Annotated in this window: 23 protein-coding genes; 18 read left to right on the top strand and 5 right to left on the bottom strand. The window is 34.2% G+C overall.

Annotated elements, in window-relative coordinates; genetic code table 11:
• Positions 1 to 18 precede the first annotated feature (18 nt).
• The 4 genes from QMG60_RS08115 (at position 19) to QMG60_RS08100 (ending at position 4,511) form a co-directional block, all read left to right on the top strand.
• On the top strand, positions 19 to 1,278 hold the full coding sequence (locus tag QMG60_RS08115) for a DUF5103 domain-containing protein (protein WP_057117245.1): 1,260 nt from the start codon (positions 19 to 21) through the stop codon (positions 1,276 to 1,278).
• A gap of 79 nt (positions 1,279 to 1,357) precedes the next feature.
• Positions 1,358 to 1,744 carry a Co2+/Mg2+ efflux protein ApaG gene (gene apaG / locus QMG60_RS08110; RefSeq protein WP_008467225.1) on the top strand — a complete coding sequence of 129 codons (387 nt, stop codon included), beginning with the start codon at positions 1,358 to 1,360 and terminating at the stop codon, positions 1,742 to 1,744.
• A 154-nt stretch (positions 1,745 to 1,898) separates the two neighbouring features.
• The gene (gene pruA, locus QMG60_RS08105; protein ID WP_057117247.1) at positions 1,899 to 3,524 is read left to right on the top strand and encodes an L-glutamate gamma-semialdehyde dehydrogenase; all 1,626 of its coding nucleotides are present in this window, start codon (positions 1,899 to 1,901) and stop codon (positions 3,522 to 3,524) included.
• Positions 3,525 to 3,779: 255 nt separating this feature from the next.
• Positions 3,780 to 4,511, top strand: coding sequence for a hypothetical protein (locus tag QMG60_RS08100; RefSeq protein ID WP_057117250.1), 732 nt, complete (start codon positions 3,780 to 3,782; stop codon positions 4,509 to 4,511).
• Between the two features lie 67 nt (positions 4,512 to 4,578).
• Here QMG60_RS08100 and rsmG read toward each other — a convergent pair whose 3' ends face one another.
• On the bottom strand, positions 4,579 to 5,208 hold the full coding sequence (gene rsmG, locus QMG60_RS08095) for a 16S rRNA (guanine(527)-N(7))-methyltransferase RsmG (RefSeq protein ID WP_057117253.1): 630 nt from the start codon (positions 5,206 to 5,208) through the stop codon (positions 4,579 to 4,581).
• Positions 5,209 to 5,315: 107 nt separating this feature from the next.
• Here rsmG and QMG60_RS08090 point away from each other — a divergent pair, with 107 nt between their 5' ends.
• Both QMG60_RS08090 and QMG60_RS08085 read left to right on the top strand, forming a co-directional pair.
• Complete coding sequence (locus QMG60_RS08090; RefSeq protein WP_057117256.1) at positions 5,316 to 6,413, top strand: acyl-CoA desaturase; 1,098 nt, start codon at positions 5,316 to 5,318, stop codon at positions 6,411 to 6,413.
• 70 nt (positions 6,414 to 6,483) lie between these two features.
• Entirely contained in the window at positions 6,484 to 7,674 is a 1,191-nt protein-coding gene (locus QMG60_RS08085; RefSeq protein ID WP_057117259.1) for a pyridoxal phosphate-dependent aminotransferase, read from the top strand.
• A 60-nt stretch (positions 7,675 to 7,734) separates the two neighbouring features.
• Here QMG60_RS08085 and QMG60_RS08080 read toward each other — a convergent pair whose 3' ends face one another.
• The gene (locus QMG60_RS08080) at positions 7,735 to 8,793 is read right to left on the bottom strand and encodes a serine hydrolase domain-containing protein (RefSeq protein WP_281867429.1); all 1,059 of its coding nucleotides are present in this window, start codon (positions 8,791 to 8,793) and stop codon (positions 7,735 to 7,737) included.
• Between the two features lie 203 nt (positions 8,794 to 8,996).
• Between QMG60_RS08080 and QMG60_RS08075 the strand changes: the two genes are divergently transcribed.
• The 5 genes from QMG60_RS08075 to QMG60_RS08055 all read left to right on the top strand — a co-directional run bounded on the left by QMG60_RS08075 (position 8,997) and on the right by QMG60_RS08055 (position 14,218).
• Positions 8,997 to 9,452, top strand: coding sequence for a PA2169 family four-helix-bundle protein (locus QMG60_RS08075; protein WP_057117264.1), 456 nt, complete (start codon positions 8,997 to 8,999; stop codon positions 9,450 to 9,452).
• Positions 9,453 to 9,865: 413 nt separating this feature from the next.
• Complete coding sequence (locus QMG60_RS08070; protein WP_281867428.1) at positions 9,866 to 11,740, top strand: U32 family peptidase; 1,875 nt, start codon at positions 9,866 to 9,868, stop codon at positions 11,738 to 11,740.
• Between the two features lie 418 nt (positions 11,741 to 12,158).
• Entirely contained in the window at positions 12,159 to 13,319 is a 1,161-nt protein-coding gene (gene purT / locus QMG60_RS08065; RefSeq protein WP_057117273.1) for a formate-dependent phosphoribosylglycinamide formyltransferase, read from the top strand.
• Positions 13,320 to 13,322: 3 nt separating this feature from the next.
• The gene (locus tag QMG60_RS08060) at positions 13,323 to 13,643 is read left to right on the top strand and encodes a DUF6370 family protein (RefSeq protein WP_134139409.1); all 321 of its coding nucleotides are present in this window, start codon (positions 13,323 to 13,325) and stop codon (positions 13,641 to 13,643) included.
• Entirely contained in the window at positions 13,643 to 14,218 is a 576-nt protein-coding gene (locus QMG60_RS08055; protein WP_281867427.1) for a Crp/Fnr family transcriptional regulator, read from the top strand. The genes QMG60_RS08060 and QMG60_RS08055 overlap by 1 nt, the downstream gene beginning before the upstream one ends.
• A 162-nt stretch (positions 14,219 to 14,380) precedes the next feature.
• On the opposite strand, the gene aceA is transcribed toward QMG60_RS08055, so the two are convergent.
• On the bottom strand, positions 14,381 to 15,661 hold the full coding sequence (gene aceA, locus QMG60_RS08050; protein WP_281867426.1) for an isocitrate lyase: 1,281 nt from the start codon (positions 15,659 to 15,661) through the stop codon (positions 14,381 to 14,383).
• Positions 15,662 to 15,776: 115 nt separating this feature from the next.
• Positions 15,777 to 17,378, bottom strand: a complete 1,602-nt coding sequence (gene aceB / locus QMG60_RS08045; protein WP_281867425.1) for a malate synthase A — start codon at positions 17,376 to 17,378, stop codon at positions 15,777 to 15,779.
• Between the two features lie 118 nt (positions 17,379 to 17,496).
• Here aceB and QMG60_RS08040 point away from each other — a divergent pair, with 118 nt between their 5' ends.
• From QMG60_RS08040 to QMG60_RS08020, 5 genes are all read left to right on the top strand, one after another.
• Positions 17,497 to 18,978: a helix-turn-helix transcriptional regulator gene (locus QMG60_RS08040; RefSeq protein WP_281867929.1), complete on the top strand. Its 1,482-nt coding sequence runs from the start codon at positions 17,497 to 17,499 to the stop codon at positions 18,976 to 18,978.
• A 6-nt stretch (positions 18,979 to 18,984) separates the two neighbouring features.
• Positions 18,985 to 19,344 (top strand): hypothetical protein, encoded by a 360-nt coding sequence (locus tag QMG60_RS08035; protein ID WP_281867424.1) that lies wholly within the window; start codon positions 18,985 to 18,987, stop codon positions 19,342 to 19,344.
• A gap of 210 nt (positions 19,345 to 19,554) precedes the next feature.
• Complete coding sequence (locus QMG60_RS08030) at positions 19,555 to 20,289, top strand: ankyrin repeat domain-containing protein (RefSeq protein WP_281867423.1); 735 nt, start codon at positions 19,555 to 19,557, stop codon at positions 20,287 to 20,289.
• A 326-nt stretch (positions 20,290 to 20,615) separates the two neighbouring features.
• Positions 20,616 to 21,332, top strand: coding sequence for a pirin family protein (locus QMG60_RS08025; RefSeq protein ID WP_057117293.1), 717 nt, complete (start codon positions 20,616 to 20,618; stop codon positions 21,330 to 21,332).
• Positions 21,333 to 21,610: 278 nt separating this feature from the next.
• Complete coding sequence (locus tag QMG60_RS08020; RefSeq protein WP_057117295.1) at positions 21,611 to 22,144, top strand: YceI family protein; 534 nt, start codon at positions 21,611 to 21,613, stop codon at positions 22,142 to 22,144.
• Between the two features lie 83 nt (positions 22,145 to 22,227).
• On the opposite strand, the gene QMG60_RS08015 is transcribed toward QMG60_RS08020, so the two are convergent.
• Positions 22,228 to 23,088 (bottom strand): helix-turn-helix domain-containing protein, encoded by an 861-nt coding sequence (locus QMG60_RS08015; RefSeq protein WP_281867422.1) that lies wholly within the window; start codon positions 23,086 to 23,088, stop codon positions 22,228 to 22,230.
• A 156-nt stretch (positions 23,089 to 23,244) separates the two neighbouring features.
• On the opposite strand from QMG60_RS08015, the gene QMG60_RS08010 reads away from it, so the two are divergent.
• Together QMG60_RS08010 and fabD are read left to right on the top strand one after the other, a co-directional pair.
• Entirely contained in the window at positions 23,245 to 23,607 is a 363-nt protein-coding gene (locus QMG60_RS08010) for a DUF983 domain-containing protein (RefSeq protein ID WP_057117300.1), read from the top strand.
• A 73-nt stretch (positions 23,608 to 23,680) separates the two neighbouring features.
• Positions 23,681 to 24,556, top strand: coding sequence for an ACP S-malonyltransferase (fabD, locus tag QMG60_RS08005; RefSeq protein ID WP_281867421.1), 876 nt, complete (start codon positions 23,681 to 23,683; stop codon positions 24,554 to 24,556).
• The last annotated feature ends 31 nt before the right edge of the window (positions 24,557 to 24,587 follow it).

The following is a 24,587-nucleotide window of genomic DNA, read 5'->3' as shown; positions in this document are numbered from 1 at the left end:
ATCTTACAACGTAATAAGATGCCAAAATTTTTATATCAAAGCTTAATTGCGCTTTTTATTTTTACATTCGCGAAAGCACAGGAAACACAAACTGAAGTCGTTCCTCCTTATAATATTAAAACGGTTACTTTTGTCCAAAATGGCAGTAATGTAGTTCCGATTTTTGAATTAGGATCAACATTTGAATTTCAATTTGATGATTTGTTTGGAAATGAAGCCAATTATTATTTTGAAGTTACGCATTGCGATTATAATTGGAAACCAACTGATATTCCTAAAACAGATTATATTCGCGGTTTTGACAATCAAAGAATTACAGATTATTCCAATTCTTTTAATACGCTTCAGGTTTATTCTCATTACCGTCTTCCCTTCCCTAATCAATTTACAACACAAATACGCTTGTCGGGAAATTATATTTTGAAGATTTTAAATGAAGATAAAGAAGTTGTTTTTTCGAGAAAATTTATTTTATACGATTCGCATTGTACTGTTGCCGCTCAAGTAAAAAGAAGTAGAAACCTTAGCAACATTGATTACAAACAGAATCTCGATTTTTCTATTGCTTCAAATGACATTACTTTTCAAACTCCAACACAAAATGTAAAGGTTCTTTTATTACAGAATGGAAATTTCAATACAGCCATTAAAAATATCGTTCCGCAATACACAATTGGAAATCAATTGGTTTATAAATATGATGCGGAAACTCAATTTTGGGGCGGGAATGAATTTTTATATTTTGAAAACAAAGATATTCGTGCCGCAAATAATAATGTGGGCCGTGTAGGTGCCAATAATGATATTTATAATGCCTATTTGTATACGAATCAAGCACGAGGAAACCAGATTTACACCAATTATGAAGATGTAAACGGAAATTTTGTTGTTAAGAACATTAATGGTTCTAATAATGACATTGAAGCAGATTATGCCTGGGTTTATTTCTCACTTTCTGCACCTGCCTTTCGACTAAACAAAGACATCTATATTACTGGAATGTTTAATAATTATAGTCTTTCTCCAGAATATAAAATGGATTATAATACTGATAAAGGCGTTTTTGAAAAAGCTGTTATGATCAAGCAGGGATTTACTAATTTTCAATATACGGTTGCTGATAAAAAGGGTGTTATCGATTATGAAAATGCTATAGACGGAAACTTTTATCAAACTGAAAACGAGTACACAATTCTGGTTTATTATAAAGAAGCAACAGATCGTTACCAGCGAGTTATTGGAAAAGGAAACGCAAACTCAATAAACATCGTTAATTAAAACATTGTTAAGGTTTTAGGATTCATAGATTTTTTTCGTAGCTTTGTACCTATAACGCACACAGATTTACTAGGTTAGTATGGTTTCTCAAATAACACGAGGCATAAAAATATCGGTTTTAACTAGTTTTGAAGGTACTTACTTCAAAAACTATAAGATTCACTTTGCCTTTAGTTATGTGGTTACAATCGAAAATCACAGTAAAGATTCGGTACAATTAACTTCACGTCACTGGGAAATTTTTGATTCTCTAAACGATCTAGAAGTTGTAGATGGTGAAGGTGTAATTGGTAAGAAACCTGTTTTAAAACCAGGTGAAAACCATACTTATAGCTCAGGCTGTTTATTATCATCTCCTTATGGTGCAATGAAAGGTCATTTTAATATGATCAATTTTACTACTACAAAAACATTTAAAGTAATTGTTCCTACTTTTAGAATGTGTGCTCCTTTTGCTCTAAATTAAGACATACTTTACTTCTGTCTTTTTTATCGTTATCTTAATCATAAAATTATCAATTTATTAATTTATCCTTTGTACTTTTGTGCAGCGTTAGATTATTCGTAACAAAACTCAAATCGTCTAACTTAAATTATCTAATAATCTAATTTTAAATAACATGCTTAAAGGATTTTTTCATGTACCAAAAGCGGTAAACGAGCCTGTAAAAGGATACGCACCGAACTCGCCAGAAAAGGCAGCTGTTCAAGCTGCGTATACCACATTGTGGAATTCTCAAATTGACGTTCCTTTATATATTGGAAGCGAAGAAATCAGAACTGGAAACACAAAAAATATCACAGCGCCACATGATCACAAACACATCGTTGGAAAATATCATTTAGCTGAAAAACAACATATAGAAAAAGCGATTGCAAATGCTCTTGAAGCAAGACATGCTTGGGCAAACATGGCATGGGAACAACGTGCTGCTATTTTCTTAAAAGCTGCAGAACTTATCGCAGGACCATACAGAGCTCGTATTAATGCAGCTACAATGATTGGTCAATCTAAAAATATTCACCAAGCAGAAATCGACGCTTCTTGCGAATTAATTGACTTTTTACGTTACAATGTTGAGTTTATGACTCAAATCTACAACGATCAGCCAAAATCAGATTCTACTGTTTGGAACCGTGTAGAATACAGACCTTTAGAAGGTTTTATTTATGCAATTACTCCTTTTAACTTTACTGCTATTGCTGCAAACCTTCCGGCAAGTGCTGCAATGATGGGTAACGTTGTTGTTTGGAAACCAAGTGACAGCCAGGTGTTTTCTGCAAAAATCATCATCGATGTTTTCAAAGAAGCTGGTGTTCCTGACGGAGTTATCAACGTAGTTTTTGGAGATGCTCTAATGATTACAGATACTGTTTTAGCTAGCCGTGATTTTGCTGGTGTTCACTTTACAGGATCTACTCATGTATTTAAAGATATTTGGGCTAAAATTGGCGCAAACATCCAAAATTATAAAACTTACCCAAGAATCGTTGGTGAAACAGGTGGTAAAGATTTCATCATTGCACACCCAAGCGCAAACGTAAAACAAGTTGCTACAGGAATTACTCGTGGTGCATTTGAATTCCAAGGTCAAAAATGTTCTGCAGCTTCAAGAGCTTATATTCCTCAAAGTTTATGGCCAGCTGTAAAAGAACAATTAATTGCTGACGTAAAATCTATGAAAATGGGTTCTCCAGAAGATTTTGGAAACTTTATTACAGCAGTTATTCACGAAGGTTCTTTTGATAAATTAGCAAGTTATATTGACCAGGCTAAAAAAGATGCTGATGCTGAAATTATTGTTGGTGGTAACTACGATAAATCTGTTGGATACTTTATTGAACCAACTGTTATTGTAACTACAAATCCAAAATATACTACAATGGAAACCGAATTATTCGGACCAGTAATTACGATCTATGTTTACGAAGATGCAAAATGGGAAGAGACTTTAGAATTAGTTGATACTACTTCTGAATATGCTTTAACTGGAGCTGTATTTAGCCAAGATCGTTATGCTATTGAAGTAGCAACAACGAAATTGCAAAATGCCGCTGGTAACTTCTACATTAATGATAAACCAACTGGAGCTGTTGTAGGAATGCAGCCGTTTGGAGGTGCAAGAGCATCTGGAACTAACGATAAAGCAGGTTCTGCATTGAACTTATTACGTTGGGCTTCTCCACGAACTATCAAAGAAACTTTTGTAACTCCAGAAGATTACAGATACCCATTCTTAGGATAATAAATCTTATATTTAAATATTACCAAAAGCTGAACCATTTAAAAATGTTCAGCTTTTGTTTTTTTAGTTAGGATGTTCACAATTGACTTACAATTATATTTTGTAGTACTTTTCTTATAATGTTGATTTTCAACAAAGTAGAGATTGCAAAAAGCTTATTTTAATACTTTTAAAACTTCTTGTGCCTTTTTTTAAATACCGACCCCTTTAAATTTGTCCCAATAAATTCAAGTTTAAGTAAAAGAAAAAAAAGATATGAGAAATTTAAACAATGTTCCTAAAGTAATAATGGACTCAAAAAGTATTGGACATCCTATTGATTTTAAATGGACAAAAAAGAAAATCGATCAGTTATTAGATCCAATTGAAGGAAATGAAGATTTAGAAAATACATTAATGCAAATTAATCATAAAGGTTCAATCGGATTGACTGCTGCGTTATTAGAATGGGTTTATTGGCGTTTTACAGGTTACACTCAAGCAACGTGTGATACACAGAAGCGTATTGAAGCTCTTTGGTGTTCTATAAGCAATCGTGAGCAAACTAATCCTTTATTGTTTGATACAGATTTGGAAATTTCAGCTACAGGTGCAGTAAATGGTGCTCTATGGATTGCACTGATGAATGTGAGAATGATTGATGTGAGATACAGAAAAGGGTCATACTTTTTACAAAATGAACTTGTAGGTCTAGTTTTACTGGCACGCCATATTACTCCAAAAAAGAAAAAATTTGATAAATGGTTCAGTCAAACCATAACAACATTAATGAATACACATCCTTGTGCTTACAGAAATACAGCTTTGGATGAAACAGATGAAGCTGTATACAATTCATCAAATGAGCCTGTAATCTCTCGTGAATTTTTCTTTGATTCAGAATTTAAATATAGCAATGAAGCATCAGAAAATGCAATTCATAATTTTATTGATAACCTAAATCTTAAAGCAAATCCTTTTTTAGATTTTTCTAGAAAAGCATCTTAGTAGTAACAACTATTAATTCAAAAAATAACCCGTAAAGAATTCTTTGCGGGTTATTGTTTTTATTCATTTATGGTTTGAATTTTAAAGGAAGATGCACCACCTTTTTGGTTTCAAAAAATTCATCATCAAATATTGCAGCCAAATCATATAAAGTTGCATTTGGAAAATCTTTTAGCTCTTCGGCTAAATCACCGCCTTTTAAATATAGAATTCCATTTTTTAAAGTGTGTTTATGCTGTTTCTTAATTTTATCTTTTATCCAAGAAACAAAATCAGGCATATTAGTTACCGCTCGGCTCACTATAAAATCGAAATCTCCTTTTACCAATTCGGCACGTTTTTGTTCTGCTTTTACATTTTTCAATTCTAATGCATCAACAACACCTTGAACTACTTTTATCTTTTTAGCAATAACATCTATTAAATAAAAACGAGTTTCCGGAAAAAGGATCGCTAACGGAATTCCAGGAAAACCACCGCCAGTTCCAACATCAAGAACAGTTGCCCCAGGTTCAAACTTCATAATTTTTGCAATTCCTAACGAATGCAAAATATGTTTTGTATATAATGAATCAATATCTTTACGAGAAATCACATTGATTTTCTCATTCCAATCGTGGTACAAAAAGTCTAATTTTTGAAATTGTTCGATTTGAAGATCGGTCAAATTTGGAAAATATTTCAATATCTCATCCATTGCTGTAAATTTTTAACAAAAGTACTACTTTACGATTGAAATATTTAACTCAATTTTGCAAATTGAGAATTTATAATAATTACCTTTGAAAACTATTTAAAATAATTATGAATAACACTGCACCTACATTTGCAAGGCAAGACAATCTGAAATTTTTCAGGACACTTAACTCACGGGTAAACAATTACTTTAAGGAAAACAACATTCAGAAAACTGGAAACTGGAAGTTACACTTAAAAGCCGTTATTCTATTCGCAGTTTTTTTAACTCCGTATTTTTTAATCCTTACATTAGACATGCCTTTTTGGGTAATGCTTCTTTTATCAATCGTAATTGGTATCGGAATGGCTGGAGTTGGAATGAATGTAATGCACGATGGAAATCACGGTTCCTATTCGAATAAAAGCTGGATCAATAAATTTATGGGAGGAACCATTTATGTTCTTGCTGGAAATGTGTACAACTGGCAGGTACAACATAATGTACTTCACCATACTTATACTAATATACCTGGACACGACGAAGATTTAGACGCTGGAAGAATTATTCGTTTTACAGAACATGCAGAATGGCATAGTTTTCACCGTTTTCAACATTATTATTCTGTTTTCTTATACGGTTTATTGACTTTCAATTGGGCAATCACAACCGATTTTAAGCAAATGAGAAATTATCTGAAAAGAAAATTATCTTACGGAGAACCAAAAAGCCCAAAAATTCTTTGGACAACTTTGATCATCACTAAACTTATTTATATTTCAATTTGGATTGTTTTACCAATGGTAATTGGAATTACTTGGTGGAAAGTGCTAATTGGCTTTTTTGTAATGCATTATACAGCTGGATTAATTCTTAGTGTTGTATTTCAATTGGCACACGTTGTAGATCATACAACAAATCCCTCTCCAAATGAATTAGGAGAAATGGACAATACATGGGCTGTTCACCAATTGTATACTACAACTAATTTTGCACCAAAAAATGCAATTGTAAACTGGTACACAGGTGGATTAAATCACCAAATCGAACATCATATTTTTCCAAACATCAGTCACATTCACTATGGTAAAATTGCAAAAATCGTAAAGGAAACTGCAAAAGAATGCAACCTGCCTTATTATGAGTACAAAACAATGCGAAGTGCTATTGTAGCTCACTTTAAGCATTTACGTGAATTAGGAATGAAGCCTGAATTATCTGTTTAAACTAAAAAATCTATTAATAATTAACCTTCCTTAATTAAAGTTGAAATTAAGGACATTCAAAATTTTTATAATGAACCATATTCTTTCAGACAGAATTAACAACCTTGCGACATCACAAACTTTAGCAATGGCTGCTTTGGCACGCGAATTAAAAGCGCAGGGAAAAGACATTATCAGTTTAAGTTTAGGTGAACCTGACTTTAATACACCAGACTTCATTAAAGAAGCAGTAAAAAAGGCAGTCGACGAAAATTACAGCACATATTCTCCAGTAGAAGGTTATTTAGAATTGAGAGAAGCAATCTGCAGAAAATTCAAAAGAGACAACGGATTAGATTATAAACCAACTCAAATCGTAGTTTCTACAGGAGCAAAACAATCTTTATACAACATTGCACAGGTAATGTTAAATGATGGTGACGAAGTTATTTTACCAGCACCATACTGGGTTTCTTATTTCGAAATCGTAAAACTTTCTGGCGGAGTTCCAGTTGAAGTTCCAACATCTGTAGAAACAGATTTCAAAATTACACCAGAGCAATTAGAAGCTGCTATCACACCAAAAACAAAAATGATGTGGTTCTCTTCTCCTTGTAACCCTTCAGGATCTGTTTACAGCAGAGAAGAATTAACAGCTCTAGCAAAAGTTTTAGAAAAACACCCAAATATATATGTAGTTGCCGATGAGATTTATGAGCACATCAATTTCTCAGGAACTTTCTGCAGTATCGGTTCAATTCCAGGAATGTTAGACAGAACAATTACTGTAAACGGAGTTGCAAAAGCATTTGCCATGACAGGTTACAGAATTGGTTATATTGGAGCACCGGAATTCATTGCAAAAGCGTGTACAAAAATTCAGGGACAAGTAACCTCCGGAGCAAATTCTGTGGCTCAACGTGCTACAATTACAGCTGTAGACGCAGATCCAAGTGTATTAAACCACATGGTTCAAGCTTTCCACACACGTAGAGATTTAGTTGTTGGATTACTAAAAGAAATTCCAGGAATTAAAATCAACGTTCCAGAAGGTGCATTTTACGTTTTCCCAGATGTTTCTTCTTTCTTCGGAAAAACTTTAAAAGGAACTGAGATTAAAGATGCAAACGATGTTTCGATGTATCTTTTAGCAGAAGCAAACGTGGCAACTGTTACTGGAGACGCTTTCGGAAATCCAAATTGTATTCGTTTCTCTTACGCAACAAGTGACGACATTTTAAAAGAAGCATTACGCAGAATCAAAGAAGCTTTGACTGCTTAATATACTATCTCATAAGTAAAAAATTAAAAAGGGTATTTTAAAAAAATACCCTTTTTAATTTTAATCTATTAAAAGTGAAGCAATAGCTGTTGTAATTAAAGTTGGAGAATTACATTCACAATTACTCAAACCAATAACATAAATTTGTTCAGAAGGTTCGTAAATCCCCATTGATTTAAAACCAAAAATACTTCCTCCATGTTCGCGCACGACTTTATCTTTTATTTTTTCTAAGTGCCAGCCATATCCATAATCAATCTTTGTCCCATCATTTAATTGATAATTAGTAAAAGCTTTTTCAGTAAATTCAGAACTTAGTAATACATTCTTATTAAGAGCATTTTGCCATTTTAGCATATCATCTACATTAGACATTATTGCACCCGTTGCATAAGGAATAGAAAAACTAATATAATTTTTATTTACATAACCTTGTTTATCACGGTAACCTGAAACCCTGTTTTTAATTATTCTCTCATGACTAGCATATAAAGTATTATTCATTCCTATTTTCCTGAAAATGCGTTCACTTATAAAATCACGATATGTTTGTCCCGATACAATTTCGATAATATAACCTAAAAGGACATATCCAGAATTGCAATACTTATATTGTTCTCCAGGCTTAAAATCAATTGGTTCATCTTTAAAAAAGTCTACCAATTCTTTTGGGGACAAATCTTCTCTGGCAATATTTTTTATAGATTTCATACTTGTAAAATCTTTAATTCCAGAAGTATGAGTAAGCAAATGATGTATTTTAATTACATTTCCATTTGTTGGATAATCTGGAATAAATTTTGTGATTTCATCGTTCAAATTGAGTTTCCCTTGCTCCGCCAGCATTAAAACAGAAATGGCTGTAAACTGTTTAGTAATTGAACCTATTTCAAAAATAAACTCTGGTTTCATTTTAACATTCAGTTCCAAATCTGCCATTCCAAATGCTTTTCTGTATACCACTTTTCCGTTTTTTGCAGCCAAAAAAACAGCTCCGGGAATTTCAGGTTTAAATTTTGCAGTTATAATACTATCAATTTTAGCTTCTAGTTTTTGAGAAAAAACACTCGAACTGAAAACTAAAAATAAAGCGAGAACGTATTGTAATAATGATTTCATTTTTTTATTGATTAATGATTGATAACCTTTTGACGACTTAAGTCATTTTTTGGTTACAACATCTGCTAATTTGTAAAAATCGAAAAAATATAACTTTCAAAATTCCCATTCCACAATATTGTAAAACCTCAGCTATAATCCTGTAAAACAGACCGATTAATAATTGCCAACTTTGTAATGTATTAATTTAAAAACTATTAGTCATGATACATACAGATGAAACCACAAAAGAAGCAGTTAAAACTTTAGAAGGATTAATTTCAATTCTTGAAGACGGAAAATTAGGATATACCAACGCTGCAGAGCACGTAGAAAATCCAGCAATGAAAACTGACTTTCTAGAATATGCTAGAGAAAGAGCTTTATTTATTGTTGAATTACAAGACGAGATCAATAAATTAGGAAAATCAACAGATACTTCTGGCGGTGGACCATTAGGAGCCTTACATCGTGCATGGATTGATATTAAATCATCATTTACAGGAGGAGATACAGAAGCTATCATTAATGCTTGCGTTACAGGTGAAGAAGCTGCAATTGAAAAATACAAAATGGCACTCGAAGAAAACCATCTTGAATACAGCCAAGTTTCAGTTGTTTCAAAACAGTTAAACAGTATTCAAAACACATTATCACAAATTAAAATGAGAGCGAATTAATCGATCGATCGATTCATGCTTTTTTTTTTGAAAACTGCTCGGTTTTAGGATCGGGCGGTTTTTTTGTTTTAAAACTGAAAAATAAATATTATTTTTCGTAGTATATGAAATATTAAATAAGGTATTTTACCCTATATTTTCATAAGTCTGGACTTGCATTGGAACCAAAAAAATATATAGAAATTTGAGTTTCTTTCTGCAGAAACCTTGCTTCTGAATATTCTTTCGGGGATTTACTGCGGGATATTCTTTTCCTATTAGGTTAAATCTCAAAAATATTCTCTTAATCATCATCATTCCATATTAAGTTAACAATTTCAAAAAAATCCCTCCATCATTAGCAAACTCGAAATATTTATAAGAACTTTGCAAACTTTTTTCCGTGAATACCACAAAAGCCTAAAGTTCTAAAAATGAAGAAGAAAATTGAAATATTAGCTCCTGCTAAAGATTTAATTGGAGGAATGGCCGCCATAAACAGTGGCGCCGATGCAGTTTATATTGGTGCACCGCAGTTTGGTGCGCGTTCTAATGCCAACAATTCTATTGAAGATGTTGCTGCTTTGGTACAATATGCGCATTTATTTAATGCTCAGGTTTTTGTTGTAATGAATACCATATTGTACGATAACGAACTGGAAACGTGTCGCTCAATGATTTGGGAATTATACGATATTGGTGTCGATGCCCTGATTATTCAGGATATGGCAATTATGGAAATGGACTTACCTCCGATCGTACTTCACGCCAGTACACAAGCCAATAATCGTGATGCCGATAAAATTAAATTCCTTAAAGATGCCGGAATCAAACGTGTGGTTTTAGCACGTGAATTGAACCTGCACCAAATTAAAACAATTTACGATCATGCTGATGTTGAATTAGAATTTTTCGTAACTGGAGCTTTATGTGTTTCATTCAGCGGGAATTGTTATATGAGTGTAGCCAACGGAGAACGCAGCGCCAACCGTGGTTCTTGTGCGCAAAACTGTCGTTTACCGTATAACTTAATCGACGGAAACGGAGAAACTTTAATCAGAAACAGTCACTTACTTTCGATAAAAGATTTAGATATTTCAGAACAAATTCCGAATTTGATTGAAGCCGGAATTGTTTCTTTTAAAATTGAAGGAAGATTAAAAGATGTTGTTTATGTTAAAAACAACGTTTCTTACTTACGTCAAAAACTAGACAGCTTTTTAGAAGGAGCTGGAAGCGAAAAATACATGAAAGCTTCTTCGGGAACTTGTACCTACACTTTTGATTCTTCTCTAAGCAGAACTTTCAACCGTGGTTATACTGATTATTTCGTAAACGACAGACACAGCTCGATTGGTTCTTGGGAAAGTCCAAAATCAAAAGGGCAGTATATTGGTAAATTGATCAGAACTGTTGGAAATGCATACGAAATCGAAAACGGCGAATTACTAAACAACGGTGACGGACTTTGTTTTATCAACGAAAACAATGAAGCCGACGGAATCTATGTAAACAAAGCCGAAAACGGCAAATTATACCCAAACGTTTTAAAAGAAGTTAAAGACGGAACTTTCATTTATAGAAATAATGACGCCGCTTTTATCAAAATTGTAGAAAGAGAAGACAGTGCAGTTCGTAAATTAAGTACCACTTTATTACTTACTGAAACTGAAAATGGTTTCGAATTAATCGCAACCGATGAAGACGGAAATGTAAGCGTCGTAAATTTAGAATACGCAAAAGAGCAGACCAAAACAGGCGAATCTATCGAAGAAAATATCAAAACGCAATTAGCAAAAACAGGTTTTACACCTTACAAAGCTGATGAAATCAATATTATGTTTTCTCAAAACTGGTTCCTTCCTATTTCAAAAATCAACGAAATGCGAAGAACTGTTTACGATCAGTTAACTGAAATTCGTTTGGCGAACTACAAACGCGAAGAACACCAATTGGTAAAAACGTCACATCCGTATCCTGAAACAAAATTAGATTTCATGTACAATGTTTCAAACAAAACCGCTCGTAAATTCTACGAACGTCACGGTGTTACCGAAATCGAAAAAGCATTTGAATTACAATGGGATCCAGGAAAATCTCGTGTAATGACAACCAAATACTGCATCAAGTACGAATTAAAAAAATGTCCGATACACCAAAAAGACATAGTGGGTGTCAAGGTAAAAGAACCATTAGTACTAAAGCAAGGAGAATTAGAGTATAAACTAAAATTCAATTGCAAGCCTTGTGAAATGGAAATTTGGGAAAAAGATGCTGAATTTGAGATTGAAGAAGATCATTTTCATTAAAATACAAAACCGATACTTTTTAAAAGAAGTATCGGTTTTGTATTTTGGGCGTGTCCCTCCGGGTCGGGCTATCCGTTACAAGTCCTCGCACTTCCTTCGTCAGGCTGTGGGCTTTCCACTTCTATCCCTCACGCAAACGAATTAACAAGAACTTTTATATTTATAATTTCTCACAATCTTGTCATTTCGATCCCGAGGCTTCGGGATCGAAATGACAAACTATACGGTTAGTTTACCTAAAAATTAAATTTCAAATTAAAAAAAATCTGCTCGATCTGCAAAATCTGCGTGAAACCTCTATGAACCTTATTTTAACTTAAAAACAAAAACTTTGCGTTCTTCGCGTAATTCTTTGCGAACTTTGCGGTTAAAAGCATTTTTCTGTACTTTTACTACTCAAACAATACAACACTCCAAAATGAAAATACTACTCCTAGGTTCAGGCGAATTAGGCAAAGAATTTGTCATTGCCGCACAACGAATCGGACAAACCATAATAGCTGTTGACAGTTACGAAAATGCTCCAGCGATGCAAGTTGCACACGGTTTTGAAGTCATCAATATGCTTGACGGCGAAGCTTTAGACCGAATCGTAGCCAAACACAAACCAGATTTTATAGTTCCAGAAATAGAAGCCATTCGAACCGAACGTTTTTACGATTACGAAAAGCAGGGAATCACAGTCGTTCCTTCAGCGAAAGCGGCAAACTTTACCATGAACCGTAAGGCAATCCGTGATTTAGCCGCAAAAGAATTAGGTTTAAAAACAGCCAAATATCAATACGCAACATCTGCAGAAGAATTACAAAAAGCCGTTCAGGAAGTTGGAATTCCGTGCGTGGTAAAACCTTTGATGTCTTCATCAGGAAAAGGACAATCGACTATAAAAACAGAAAGCGATATTGAAAAAGCATGGCAATATGCCGTTGCAGGTTCACGTGGCGATGTTATCGAAGTTATTGTAGAAGCTTTTGTTGATTTTCATTCTGAGATTACCCTTTTGACGATTACCCAAAATGGAAATCCAACGCTATTTTGCGCCCCAATTGGACACAGACAAGAACGTGGCGATTATCAGGAAAGCTGGCAGCCGGCGCAAGTTTCTGAAGCTGATTTGTACGAAGCACAGGATATGGCCGAAAAAATTACCGAAGCTCTTGGCGGTGCGGGACTTTTTGGTGTTGAATTTTTCCTGACTAATGAAGGTGTTTATTTCTCTGAACTTTCTCCTCGCCCGCATGATACCGGAATGGTAACTTTGGCCGGAACGCAGAATTTCAATGAATTTGAATTGCATTTGAGAGCAATTTTAAGTCTTCCAATTTTCGAGATTACATTAGAAAAAGCCGGAGCAAGTGCTGTAATTTTAGCATCAGAAGATTCGACAAATCCAACTTTCAGCGGAATTGAAAAAGTCGCTGCTTTGCCAAAAACTGATTTCAGGATTTTTGGAAAACCAACTTCAAGACCCTACCGCCGAATGGGCGTTGTTTTAGCGAATGATTCATTAATAACTCCAATCGAAAAAGTAACAGAACGCGCCAAAGAAACGGCAAAATTAATAACTGTAAATTCTTAAGAAATGAAAAAAATTATATTCACGCTTTTCCTGTTTATCGGGATTACAGCACAAGCGCAAACCAAAAAGAAATTTGACAAACCAACAATAGTTGAAGCTTCGTGCGGAGAATGCCAATTTGGAATGAAAGGTAAAAGCTGTGATTTGGCCGTTCGAATTGACGGCAAATCCTATTTTGTTGACGGAACAACTATTCATGATCACGGTGACGCACACTCTGAAAAAGGTTTTTGCAATGCCGTTAGAAAAGCTTCTGTTACAGGAGAAATTGTAAACGATAGATTTAAAGCGACTTCATTCACCTTAATAGATGATAAAAAATAATGGCATTAATACTCGAAAATATTGCTAAACATGTTTCTTTGACACCAGAAGAGCAGGCACTTTTTTTATCTAAGCTAGAAACGAATACTTATAAACCTAAAACAATTTTATTGAATGCCGGCGAAGTTTGCAAACACTCTTATTTCGTTAATTCGGGAATTTTACGAAGTTTCAATATCAACGATAATATTGTGGAGCATGTACTTTCATTTGCCTGCGAAGGCTGGTGGATGAGCGATATGTACAGTTATTTTTCGCAAAAACCAGGTCAGCTTTTTATTGAAGTTTTGGAAGAAGCAGAAGTGGTTTCATTATCCAAAGAAAATCAGGAACAATTGTATCTTGAAATTCCAAAACTGGAACGCTTTTTCAGAATTCTAATTGAAAATTCATTAGTTGCCAATCAGCAAAGATTAATGGATAATTTAAGTTTACCTGCGGAAGAGCGTTTCGAAAAATTCAGTAAAAAATACGGGACCTTAATTCACAAAGTTCCCCAAAAACAAATTGCGTCTTTTATTGGAGTAACGCCTGAATTTTTCAGCAAAATGAAAGCGAGACTTTTGAAGAAATAATTTTTTTTTTGGCCACGAATTACACAAATTTCCACTAATTAAATTGCTTTAAAATTGAAATAAAATTCGTGGAAATTTGTGTAATTCGTGGCAAAAAGAAATCCTTTTAATCTGTAAATCTGTGGCTAAAAATAAGACCAGTTCATTGAACTGGCCTTTGAATTAAAATTGCTCAACCTCTGTAGAATGTTTCATCGCTGTTATTGTTGATTTTCCTATCATTACGGTATTTTGAACCGCATCAAAATAAGAAGTTCCAACAAAAGCCTGATGTTTTACCGCTCTGAATCCGTTTTTCTGTAAAGCGAATTCGCGTTCCTGCAATTCAGAATATCCTGCCATGCCGCGTTCTTTATACGCTTTAGACAATTCAAACATACTAGTGTTCAAAGCATGGAATCCTGCCAAAGTAATAAATTGGAATTTATAACCCATTGCAGCCAAATCTTCCCTGAACGTTTCCATTTCCGCAACTGATAATTTTGCAGCCCAGTTGAAAGAAGGAGAACAATTGTAAGCCAGCATTTTATCTGGAAATTCTTTTTTCATAGCCGTCGCAAACTTTCTCGCATAATCCAAATCCGGATTGCTGGTTTCCATCCAAATTAAATCAGCGTAAGGCGCGTAGCTCAAACCTCTTGCAATTCCCTGATCAATTCCGTTTTTAACGTAGAAGAAACCTTCGGCAGTTTTTTCACCTGTTAAAAATTTCCTGTCTCTTGGGTCTGCATCGCTTGTTAATAAATTTGCCGCATCAGCATCGGTTCTTGCTACAATTAAAGTTGAAACGCCCATAACATCCGAAGCCAAACGTGCTGCAATTAATTTATTAATCGCTTCCTGAGTTGGCACCAAAACTTTTCCGCCCAAGTGTCCGCACTTTTTAGCAGAACTAAGCTGATCTTCAAAATGCACTCCAGAAGCTCCAGCTTCAATCATAGATTTCATTAATTCGAAAGCATTTAAGTTTCCGCCAAAACCCGCTTCGGCATCAGCCACAATCGGAACCAAATAGTCTTTTTTATCTTCAACTTCATTTACCGTCTGAATTTGGTCGGCGCGTAATAAAGCGTTATTGATTTTTTTTACCACCATAGGAACGCTGTTTACGGGATAAAGCGACTGGTCTGGGTACATTTCTCCCGCCAGATTTGCATCTGCTGCAACCTGCCAGCCGCTCAAATAAATCGCTTCTAAACCCGCATCGACTTCCTGAATCGCCTGATTTCCAGTTAACGCGCCCAACCCCGCAACATAATCCTGACTTTTTAACTTTCTCCATAATTTTTGCGCTCCCATTTTAGCAATAGAATGCTCAATTTGATAAGAACCTTGAAGCGTAACTACTTCGGCAGCAGTATAAGGACGTTCAACACCTTTCCATCTCGGGTTCGTAATCCAATCGTTAATCAATTCCTGAATTCTGTCTTCTGTTGTTTTCATAAATAGTGTAGTTAAAGTGGTTAGTAAAGCATTTTATTCAATTAAAAATTTTGAATTAAAAATTAAAAATCTGCGTGAAAACATTTTTAATTTTTAATTCTAAATTTTTAATTCTTTATAAATATTTGTAGCATGGAATAGTCAAGAAATCAACGAAATCAGCATTTACAACTAATCTTTCCAGTACTTTTTCAGCCAATGGAAATTGTTGTTTTTCGTGATTTTCTTCTCCTAATTCCTCTTTGATTTTTCTGAATTCATCCAAAGCCAATTCATGATAATAAGCCAAATCTAATTTTCGTCCATTATCTAAAACCACTTTATTCTGAAGCCATTGCCATAATTGCGATCTCGAAATTTCTGCGGTTGCGGCATCTTCCATCAAATTATGCAAAGCTGCCGCGCCTTGACCGTTCAGCCATGAAGCCAGATACAAAACTCCTACGTTGATATTTTTTCGAACGCCGTTTTCAGTGATTATTCCGATTGGTGGTTCAATCAAATCTGCTTCTGTAATTTTTCGATGTTCTCTTTTAATATGAATCTGGTTTGGAGTTGGCATTCCTTTATCAAAGATTTCTTTTGCAAGCGAAACCAAATCCGGATGCGCTACCCAAGTTCCGTCGTGGCCGTTTCGAACTTCGCGTTCTTTATCGGTTTTCACTTTCGCGAAAGCGATGGCATTAGCTTCTTCATTATTTCGAATCGGAATCTGCGCTGCCATTCCGCCAATGGCATGTATGCCTCTTTTATGACATCTTTGAATAACCAGATTCGAATATGCATTCATAAAAGGCGAAGTCATATTTACCTGATCGCGGTCTGGAACGATGAATTTTGGATTTTTTCTAAACTTTTTGATGTATGAAAAAATATAATCCCAGCGCCCACAATTTAAGCCCACAATATGTTCTTTCAATTCGTAAATAATTTCATCGAGCTGAAAACTTGCTGTAATCGTTTCAATTAAAACCGTCACTTTTATAGTTCCTCTTTTCAGCTTCAAATAATCCTCGGTAAAATCAATTACATTGTTCCACCAGCGTGCTTCTAGATAATGTTCTAATTTCGGAATGTAGAAATATGGTCCCGAATTGTTTTCTAAAAGTCGTTTATGATTATGAAAAACATACAAACCAAAATCTACCAACGAACCCGAAACTTCTTTTCCTTCAATTAAAAGATGTTTTTCCGGCAGATGTAAACCTCTTGGACGCACAATTAGTGTTGCCGTTTTTTCATTTAAATGATAGGACTTCTGTTTCACCAAATCGGTATGGGTAATTGTTTTATTTACGGCATCGATTAAATTCAGCTGGCCTTCCATCAAATTTTGCCAGGTTGGCGAAGTGCTGTCTTCAAAATCGGCCATAAAAGTTTTTGCTCCCGAATTCAAAGCGTTGATAATCATTTTGCGATCAACGGGTCCCGTAATTTCTACTCTTCGGTCTAATAAATCTTTCGGAATTTCGCCTGCTGTCCAATTGCCTTCTCTGATACTTTTCGTTTCAGGAATAAAAACCGGCATAATTCCCTGATCAAAAGTGACTTGTTTTTGCTCGCGCTGCAAAAGCAATAGTTTTCGCTGTGATTCGAATTTTCTATGCAGTTCAGTTATAAAAGCAATCGCTTCTTCTGTCCAGATCTTTGGATAACGAAGCTTCTTTTCGGCTAAAAACTCCATCGCCTTTTCGGTAATTTCTAATTGGTTTTTCATAGCTAATAGATTTTATACTACAATGTTACAAAAAGTTTTTTATAAAAATAGCGAACGTTCGCTAAAATTTAAAAATATTTTTTTGGCGATTATTTGTAAATCAGTTACATTTGATATTATGGATATCGAAAAAGACTATATAAAGCTGATATTTGGGCTTAAACTCAAGCAAGTCAGAACTCAAAAAAATCTTTCTCTTTTTGGCTTGGCCAAATTGACGAATCTTTCAAAATCGTATTTAAACGAAATTGAAAAGGGAAAAAAATATCCAAAAGCAGATAAAATCTTGCTTTTATGTAAACATTTGGACGTGACTTATGACCAAATGGTATCTTTAAAACTCGATAACAACCTAGCCCCTATTGGCGAAATTCTAAAATCTGGAATTTTAAAAGAGATTCCGCTAGATCTTTTCGGAATTCAGGAAGCGGATTTAATAGATATTATTGCTAATGCTCCAGCCAAAGTCAATGCGTTTATTAGTACCATTATAGAAATTGCACAGCATTATAATTTAAGCCGTGAAAGTTTCTTTTTAGCCGCTTTACGATCGTATCAGGAAGCGCATAGTAATTATTTTGAAGATTTAGAAGAGAGAGTAATTGCGTTTTCTAAGTCGTTTCAGATCAATCTCGATTCAAAAATTACTATTGAAGAATTAGAAGCGATTTTAAAAGAAGAATACGAATACACTATAAAAGAAATTGCTTTTACCGATCAGGAAGCTTTGGGCGATTTGCGCTCGATTTATGTTCCGAAAAGCAGAACTTTACTACTTTCAACAGAACTTGACGCTCCGCAGAAAGCTTTTATTTTAGCTAAAGAAATTGCTTATAATTATTTAAAAATTTCAGATCGATTACTGACATTCAGCTGGATTAAATTTGAAAATTTCGATCAGGTTTTGAACAATTTTTACGCTTCTTATTTTGCGGGCGCTTTGTTATTGCCGAGAAAATTGGTTGTGGACAAAATCAATAATTTCCTAAATAATGAAAAACCGAATCCAGAAGAATTTGTTTCTTTAATTGAAAGTTTCGAAGTTTCTCCTGAATCTTTTTATCAGCGATTGACGAATTTATTACCGAAAGATTTTCAGTTGAAAAATTTATTCTTTTTAAGAATGTCGCATCCTATTGGTTCAGATGTTTATCAGATAAAAAAGGAACTTCACATTACGAATCAGCAAGAACCGCACGCTAACGAAACCAACGAGCATTATTGCAGAAGATGGGTTTCGGTAAAAACTATAAATGAAGCGATCAGACAAAATAAACCGCATTTTTTTGATGCTCAAATCTCGAGTTATGTACATAGCGGGAATGAATATTTAGTCTTTTCATCGGCAACAAAAGACCCTTTTGTAGAGAATAATATTAGAAGCATTTCAGTTGGAATTTTAATTAATCCGACGATGAAAAAGAAATTTAAATTCATTGAAGGAAAACCTCTTATTAAACGAATCGTTGGTGTTACGTGTGAAACCTGCGATGTAAAAAACTGTTTGGAAAGAGCTGCACCGCCAATTGCCCTGGAAATGAAAAAACGCCATGACAACACAGATTTTGTTGTACAGCAGTTTATTAATCAATATAGTTAGAACGTTATGAAATATTTTGCTTTAACAATAACGCTGTTTCTTATTAGCTTCAATCAGGAGACAGACAAACTTACCGGACGTTATAATTATTTAATTGAAAACAACAATGTCTATATCCAAAAAGATAAAATTACTTTTAAGGATAGTGTTTTTGTCTTTGATAACAAGTTTATGCCAAAGGGGAAAATTTCTTATGGCAATACAATATTATTAGACAATTTCATCAATACTGATTTAATTATAAGTATCCCAAAAGATCAAATCAAAAAAGATACTATTGAATTTTTCATGCATGATAAGAAAAGTTCTGCTGCTAATTATCTTGATGAGGTGGTTGGGAAAGGGAAATTGATTAAAATCAAGTAATAGGAGTTTTTTTTTTTAAAATCTCGCAAAGACGCGAAGTCGCAAAGTTTTATTTCACTTTGAATATAATTAACTAAACATATCTTCTCACAATCTTGTCATCTCGACAAAGGAGAGATCACACAAGAAATTCAACATGCATAATCTCTAATTCTTTTTTAATATTTTTCGTAGTTTTACCAAAAAAAGAAAGAATAAAGCTACAGAAAAATGGATTTTACTACTTCTGAATTATTAAAGTCATTAGAAAAAGGTTTAAATGCGCAAGACAGTTACGGAAGAACTCCACTAATGTGGGCAGTCAAGGATAACGATATAAAAATAGTTAAAGAATTACTTAAGGCAGGTGCTGACATTTCAATTACCGATATGGTAGGTGACCGTGTATTAAGTTATGCTGTAGTACAGAATAATTTGGAAATACTAAATATAATTCTTGACACAAATATCGACATTAATTTCAAAAGTGAACGTGGATACAAAGACACTGCACTTTTTAGTGCAAAATCAAACATACAAGTACTAGAAACACTTCTGGAGCGCGGAGCAAATCCAGACATACAAGATAAATATAAAATGACCACTTTACATTGGGCGGTTACACGTGAAGGACAAATCGAAGCAATAAAAACTCTTTTGAAGTTTGGAGCTAATGTAAATAATAAAAACCACAAAGGAGTTACAGTATTAATGTCAGCTATTATAACTGGAATTATGGAATATGTTCAAATTCTTGTTTTAGCAGGAGCAGAAATGAATATTGCTGCAAAAGATGGTTTCACTGAACTTATGTGTGCCGCTTATTATGGCCATGAAGAAATTGTAAAATACCTGCTGGCAAATGGCGCAGACAAAGACACAATAGCAAAAAAAGGAGAAACAGCACTCTCTATTGCTAAAAAGAAAAACTTTAGTAGTATTGTTGCTACTCTTGAATCAAACTAAAATATTTAGTTAGTTTATACTAAGAAATAATTCCTACTCAATTTTGTCATCCTGAGGAAGGATCACACTATAAACTCCATCTGCATAATCGTCAATCTTTGTCGAGCCACTTGTGTGATCTCTCCTTCGTCGAGATGACAAACTGTGTGTTAGACGCACTACTGTGCGCCTCTACCTTAAAACCTTTGAACCTCTGCAACTTTGAGCCTTTGCACCTAAAATCTAAAAACCTCAAAACCCCAAAAATCTTTCTTAATCTAGATTAAGTGCTTTTCCTTGGCCTTGGCGGTATCTTTGTACTATAAAAACAACAAAACACATAGGTCATGGAAAATATAGTATTACATAAAGCAGAAACAAGAGGAAACGCAAATCACGGATGGCTTAATGCTTATCATAGTTTTAGTTTTGCAAGCTGGTACAATCCAGATAGAATTCAGTTTGGGGCACTTCGTGTTTTGAACGATGATACAATTGCGGGCGGAATGGGTTTTGGAACGCATCCTCACGATAATATGGAAATCATTACGATTCCATTAGAGGGCGATTTGGCGCACAAAGACAGTATGGGAAATACTGAAATCATCAAAAATGGTGATATTCAGGTAATGAGTGCCGGAACTGGGGTACAGCACAGCGAGTTTAATCCGAACGCAGATCAACAGACTAAATTGTTGCAAATCTGGTTGTTTCCAAATAAAAGAAACGTTGCTCCGCGTTACCAACAAATTACTTTGGATGTTGCGGACAGACATAATAAACTTTCTCAGATTTTATCTCCAAATGCAGATGATGACGGAGTTTGGATTCACCAAGACGCTTGGTTCAATATGGGTAATTTTGACTCAGGTGTATCTACTGAATACACAATCAAAAAAGAAGGAAATGGCGTTTATGCTTTTGTTTTAAAAGGAAACGTTACCATCAACGGTCAGGAATTAAACACTCGTGATGCAGTTGGAATTTCAGGAACTGACATTTTAAAAATTCAAGCCAATACAGATGCTGAATTTTTATTGATGGATATTCCGATGAACTATTAATTCAAACAAAAAACAATTAATACCTGTACTTGGAAACGATAATAAATCTATAAATCAGATTGTTATCGTTTCTTTTTTTTGTAATTTCAATAAATAAAGAAAAAAGTCTCCCGCAGATTTTGCAGATTTTATCTGCGAGAAAAACTTATCTCAACCTAGATTTTCGTAAAAGAAATTACCTCATTTTTTATTTCTTAATCTAGGTTAAGTGCTCAAAGAATACTCTCACCGTAACTTTGTCCTATCAAAATGAAATTAATTATTTAAAAAATAAAATTATGGCAACTACAAAATGGTCAATTGACCCAACTCACTCAGAAATTGGTTTTAAAGTTAAACACATGATGTTTACAAATGTTTCAGGAAAATTTGGAACATACGACGCTACAATTACTACAGAAGGAGACAACTTCGAAAATGCAGCAATTGAATTTTCTGCTGATATCGCTTCTGTCGATACTGCAAATGCAGACAGAGACGGACATTTAAGAAGCGGCGATTTCTTTGATGCTGAAAATCATCCAAAATTAACTTTCAAGGCAACATCTTTCAAAAAAATCAATGAAGGAAGCTATGAAATTACTGGAGATTTAAACATTAAAGGTGTTTCTAAAAGCGTAACTTTTCCTGTAGAATACAGCGGAATCTTGACTGATCCTTGGGGAAATACAAAAGTAGGTTTAAGCATAGAAGGAAAAATTAATCGTAAAGATTGGGGTTTAAACTGGAACTCAGCTCTTGAAACTGGTGGTGTTTTAGTAGGCGAAGAAGTTCGTTTAAACATTGAATTACAATTTGTAAAACAAGCTTAATACTTTATAATAGGTTTTAATTTGGTTGGTTAAAAATCCTGCACTTTTTAGGAAGTGCAGGATTTTTTTTAGTAACTTCGACTTCATTTTATATTTCGAAATTCCGTTGGAGACATTCCAGTTTGTTTTTTGAAAAATCTGGAGAAATATGAATAATCTTCGTATCCTACTTTAAAGGCAACTTCGTTTACAGCTAATTGTTTATCGATCAGCATTCTTTTTATTTCTAAAATTACGCGGTCTGTAATTACTTCTGTGGCAGTTTTCTGGAGGATTTCATTACAGATTCTGTTCAAATGCTTCAGGGTGATGTTTAGTTTTTCTGCATAAAAAGATGGCAGTTTTTCCGTTCTGAAATATTTCTCTAAAAGAGATTCAAATTTATTGATTTTGATATTGTAAGAATGAGTTTGGTGCGAATAGGTTTCACCGTATTTGCGAGCAATTTCGATATGAATCGAATCCAACAAATTCAACATTTTGTCGAGCTGATACTTTAAATTCTCATTATTTTCCTGTATCAGCAGATCAAAATAAGGCTGGATTTTCGGAATTTCATTTTCTTCAAAAACCATTTCTGGTCGATTATGAATAGAATGATAAAAATTATATTCGTTTATATTTTTCTGTCTGAAGTATAAATTGTACAATTCCTGCGAAAAGATAATCACAAAACCTTCAATATCTTCAGATAAACTCCAATGATGCATTTGTCCTGGCTGCAGCACAAAAAGACTTCCTCTTTTGATTTCAAATTGATCAAAATCGATCTCGTGCAATCCTGAACCTTTCGTAAAAAATACCATTAAATAGGAATCGTGACGGTGTGGTTCTTCGACAAAACTGTGACTTTTTAGATGCTCTTTAAAAGTATTCACATAAAAATCTCGGTGAACATCATTGCAGCTAAAATTCTGAACACTATAAATTGGATATTTCTTCATGCGCTATTAAATTTTAGATTGTAGATTGCAGATTTTGGAATTTGGAATTTGAAAACTCAAACAAAATGTCTTTATTGTGCTATAAGTAGCGAAGATATAAAAAAGACTTTTATCTTGCTCTATATTACCTTTGTATAAATAAAAAATAACAAGATCATGTCAAATGCATTAACTCATATTTTAAGTAACGAATGTCCTGTTTGTCATAAAGGAAAAGTGTTTACAGACAAAAATATATTTTTGACTTTTGGACTTCCAAAAATGAATGAATACTGCAGTCACTGCCATTATAAATTCCAAAAAGAACCTGGCTATTTCTTTGGCGCTATGTATGTAAACTACGGATTAACAGTCGCTCAAGGTATTGCAACCTATTGTGTTGCACAGTTTTTCTTTGAAACAAATTTCGATTTAAGAATCATTCCGATTATTGCAATTGTTATTACTTTGCTTACTTCTTTCAACCTGCGATTTTCAAGATTAGCATGGATTTATATGTTTAAGGACTATACGAGCTAAAAAAATACTATTTTTGCCTTCCAATTGAAACTAATTTTCAATTTTAAAAAAAAGTAAAAATTAAATTAGACAAATGAAAGCATACGTATTTCCAGGTCAGGGCGCACAGTTTACAGGAATGGGCAAAGACTTATATGAAAACTCGGCTTTAGCCAAAGAATTATTCGAAAAAGCTAACGAAATTTTAGGTTTTAGAATTACTGATATTATGTTTGAAGGCACTGCCGAACAACTAAAAGAAACTAAAGTTACACAGCCTGCTGTATTTTTACACTCTGTTATTTTAGCTAAAACTTTAGGCGAAGATTTTAAACCAGAAATGGTTGCAGGACATTCTTTAGGAGAATTTTCAGCTTTGGTTGCCAACGGAACTTTATCTTTTGAAGACGGTTTAAAATTAGTTTCTCAACGTGCTCTTGCTATGCAAAAAGCCTGCGAAATTACCCCATCTACAATGGCAGCAGTTTTAGGATTAGATGATAATGTTGTAGAAGAAGTTTGTGCTTCTATCGACGGAGTTGTGGTTGCCGCAAATTATAACTGCCCAGGGCAATTGGTAATTTCTGGTGAAACTTCAGCGGTTGAAAAAGCTTGTGAAGCAATGAAAGCTGCGGGAGCAAAACGTGCTTTAATCTTACCTGTTGGAGGGGCTTTTCACTCGCCAATGATGGAACCGGCAAGAGAAGAATTAGCCGCTGCAATTGAAGCGACTACTTTCTCTACTCCAATTTGTCCGGTTTACCAAAACGTAACTGCAAATGCTGTTTCGGATGCAAATGAAATTAAAAAGAACTTAATTATACAATTGACTGCTCCTGTAAAATGGACTCAATCGGTTCAGCAAATGATTGCTGACGGCGCTACTTTGTTTACTGAAGTTGGCCCAGGAAAAGTATTAGCTGGTTTGATTAATAAAATTGATAAAGAAGCTGTTACTGCGAATGCTTAATTTTTAAGTATTCAGTCTCGGTTTTCAGTTT

It is taken from the genome of Flavobacterium sp. GSB-24 (genome assembly GCF_027924665.1).
Classification (GTDB): Bacteria; Bacteroidota; Bacteroidia; order Flavobacteriales; family Flavobacteriaceae; genus Flavobacterium.
The sequence above is the reverse complement of the archived record's forward strand: the minus strand, read 5'-3'. Positions and strand labels throughout refer to the sequence as shown.

Coding starts and splice junctions, on each gene's coding strand:
- QMG60_RS08115 (WP_057117245.1), top strand. CDS start 19: ATGCCAAAATTTTTATATCAAAGCTTAATTGCGCTTTTTATTTTTACA.
- apaG (WP_008467225.1), top strand. CDS start 1,358: ATGGTTTCTCAAATAACACGAGGCATAAAAATATCGGTTTTAACTAGT.
- pruA (WP_057117247.1), top strand. CDS start 1,899: ATGCTTAAAGGATTTTTTCATGTACCAAAAGCGGTAAACGAGCCTGTA.
- QMG60_RS08100 (WP_057117250.1), top strand. CDS start 3,780: ATGAGAAATTTAAACAATGTTCCTAAAGTAATAATGGACTCAAAAAGT.
- rsmG (WP_057117253.1), bottom strand. CDS start 5,208: ATGGATGAGATATTGAAATATTTTCCAAATTTGACCGATCTTCAAATC.
- QMG60_RS08090 (WP_057117256.1), top strand. CDS start 5,316: ATGAATAACACTGCACCTACATTTGCAAGGCAAGACAATCTGAAATTT.
- QMG60_RS08085 (WP_057117259.1), top strand. CDS start 6,484: ATGAACCATATTCTTTCAGACAGAATTAACAACCTTGCGACATCACAA.
- QMG60_RS08080 (WP_281867429.1), bottom strand. CDS start 8,793: ATGAAATCATTATTACAATACGTTCTCGCTTTATTTTTAGTTTTCAGT.
- QMG60_RS08075 (WP_057117264.1), top strand. CDS start 8,997: ATGATACATACAGATGAAACCACAAAAGAAGCAGTTAAAACTTTAGAA.
- QMG60_RS08070 (WP_281867428.1), top strand. CDS start 9,866: ATGAAGAAGAAAATTGAAATATTAGCTCCTGCTAAAGATTTAATTGGA.
- purT (WP_057117273.1), top strand. CDS start 12,159: ATGAAAATACTACTCCTAGGTTCAGGCGAATTAGGCAAAGAATTTGTC.
- QMG60_RS08060 (WP_134139409.1), top strand. CDS start 13,323: ATGAAAAAAATTATATTCACGCTTTTCCTGTTTATCGGGATTACAGCA.
- QMG60_RS08055 (WP_281867427.1), top strand. CDS start 13,643: ATGGCATTAATACTCGAAAATATTGCTAAACATGTTTCTTTGACACCA.
- aceA (WP_281867426.1), bottom strand. CDS start 15,661: ATGAAAACAACAGAAGACAGAATTCAGGAATTGATTAACGATTGGATT.
- aceB (WP_281867425.1), bottom strand. CDS start 17,378: ATGAAAAACCAATTAGAAATTACCGAAAAGGCGATGGAGTTTTTAGCC.
- QMG60_RS08040 (WP_281867929.1), top strand. CDS start 17,497: ATGGATATCGAAAAAGACTATATAAAGCTGATATTTGGGCTTAAACTC.
- QMG60_RS08035 (WP_281867424.1), top strand. CDS start 18,985: ATGAAATATTTTGCTTTAACAATAACGCTGTTTCTTATTAGCTTCAAT.
- QMG60_RS08030 (WP_281867423.1), top strand. CDS start 19,555: ATGGATTTTACTACTTCTGAATTATTAAAGTCATTAGAAAAAGGTTTA.
- QMG60_RS08025 (WP_057117293.1), top strand. CDS start 20,616: ATGGAAAATATAGTATTACATAAAGCAGAAACAAGAGGAAACGCAAAT.
- QMG60_RS08020 (WP_057117295.1), top strand. CDS start 21,611: ATGGCAACTACAAAATGGTCAATTGACCCAACTCACTCAGAAATTGGT.
- QMG60_RS08015 (WP_281867422.1), bottom strand. CDS start 23,088: ATGAAGAAATATCCAATTTATAGTGTTCAGAATTTTAGCTGCAATGAT.
- QMG60_RS08010 (WP_057117300.1), top strand. CDS start 23,245: ATGTCAAATGCATTAACTCATATTTTAAGTAACGAATGTCCTGTTTGT.
- fabD (WP_281867421.1), top strand. CDS start 23,681: ATGAAAGCATACGTATTTCCAGGTCAGGGCGCACAGTTTACAGGAATG.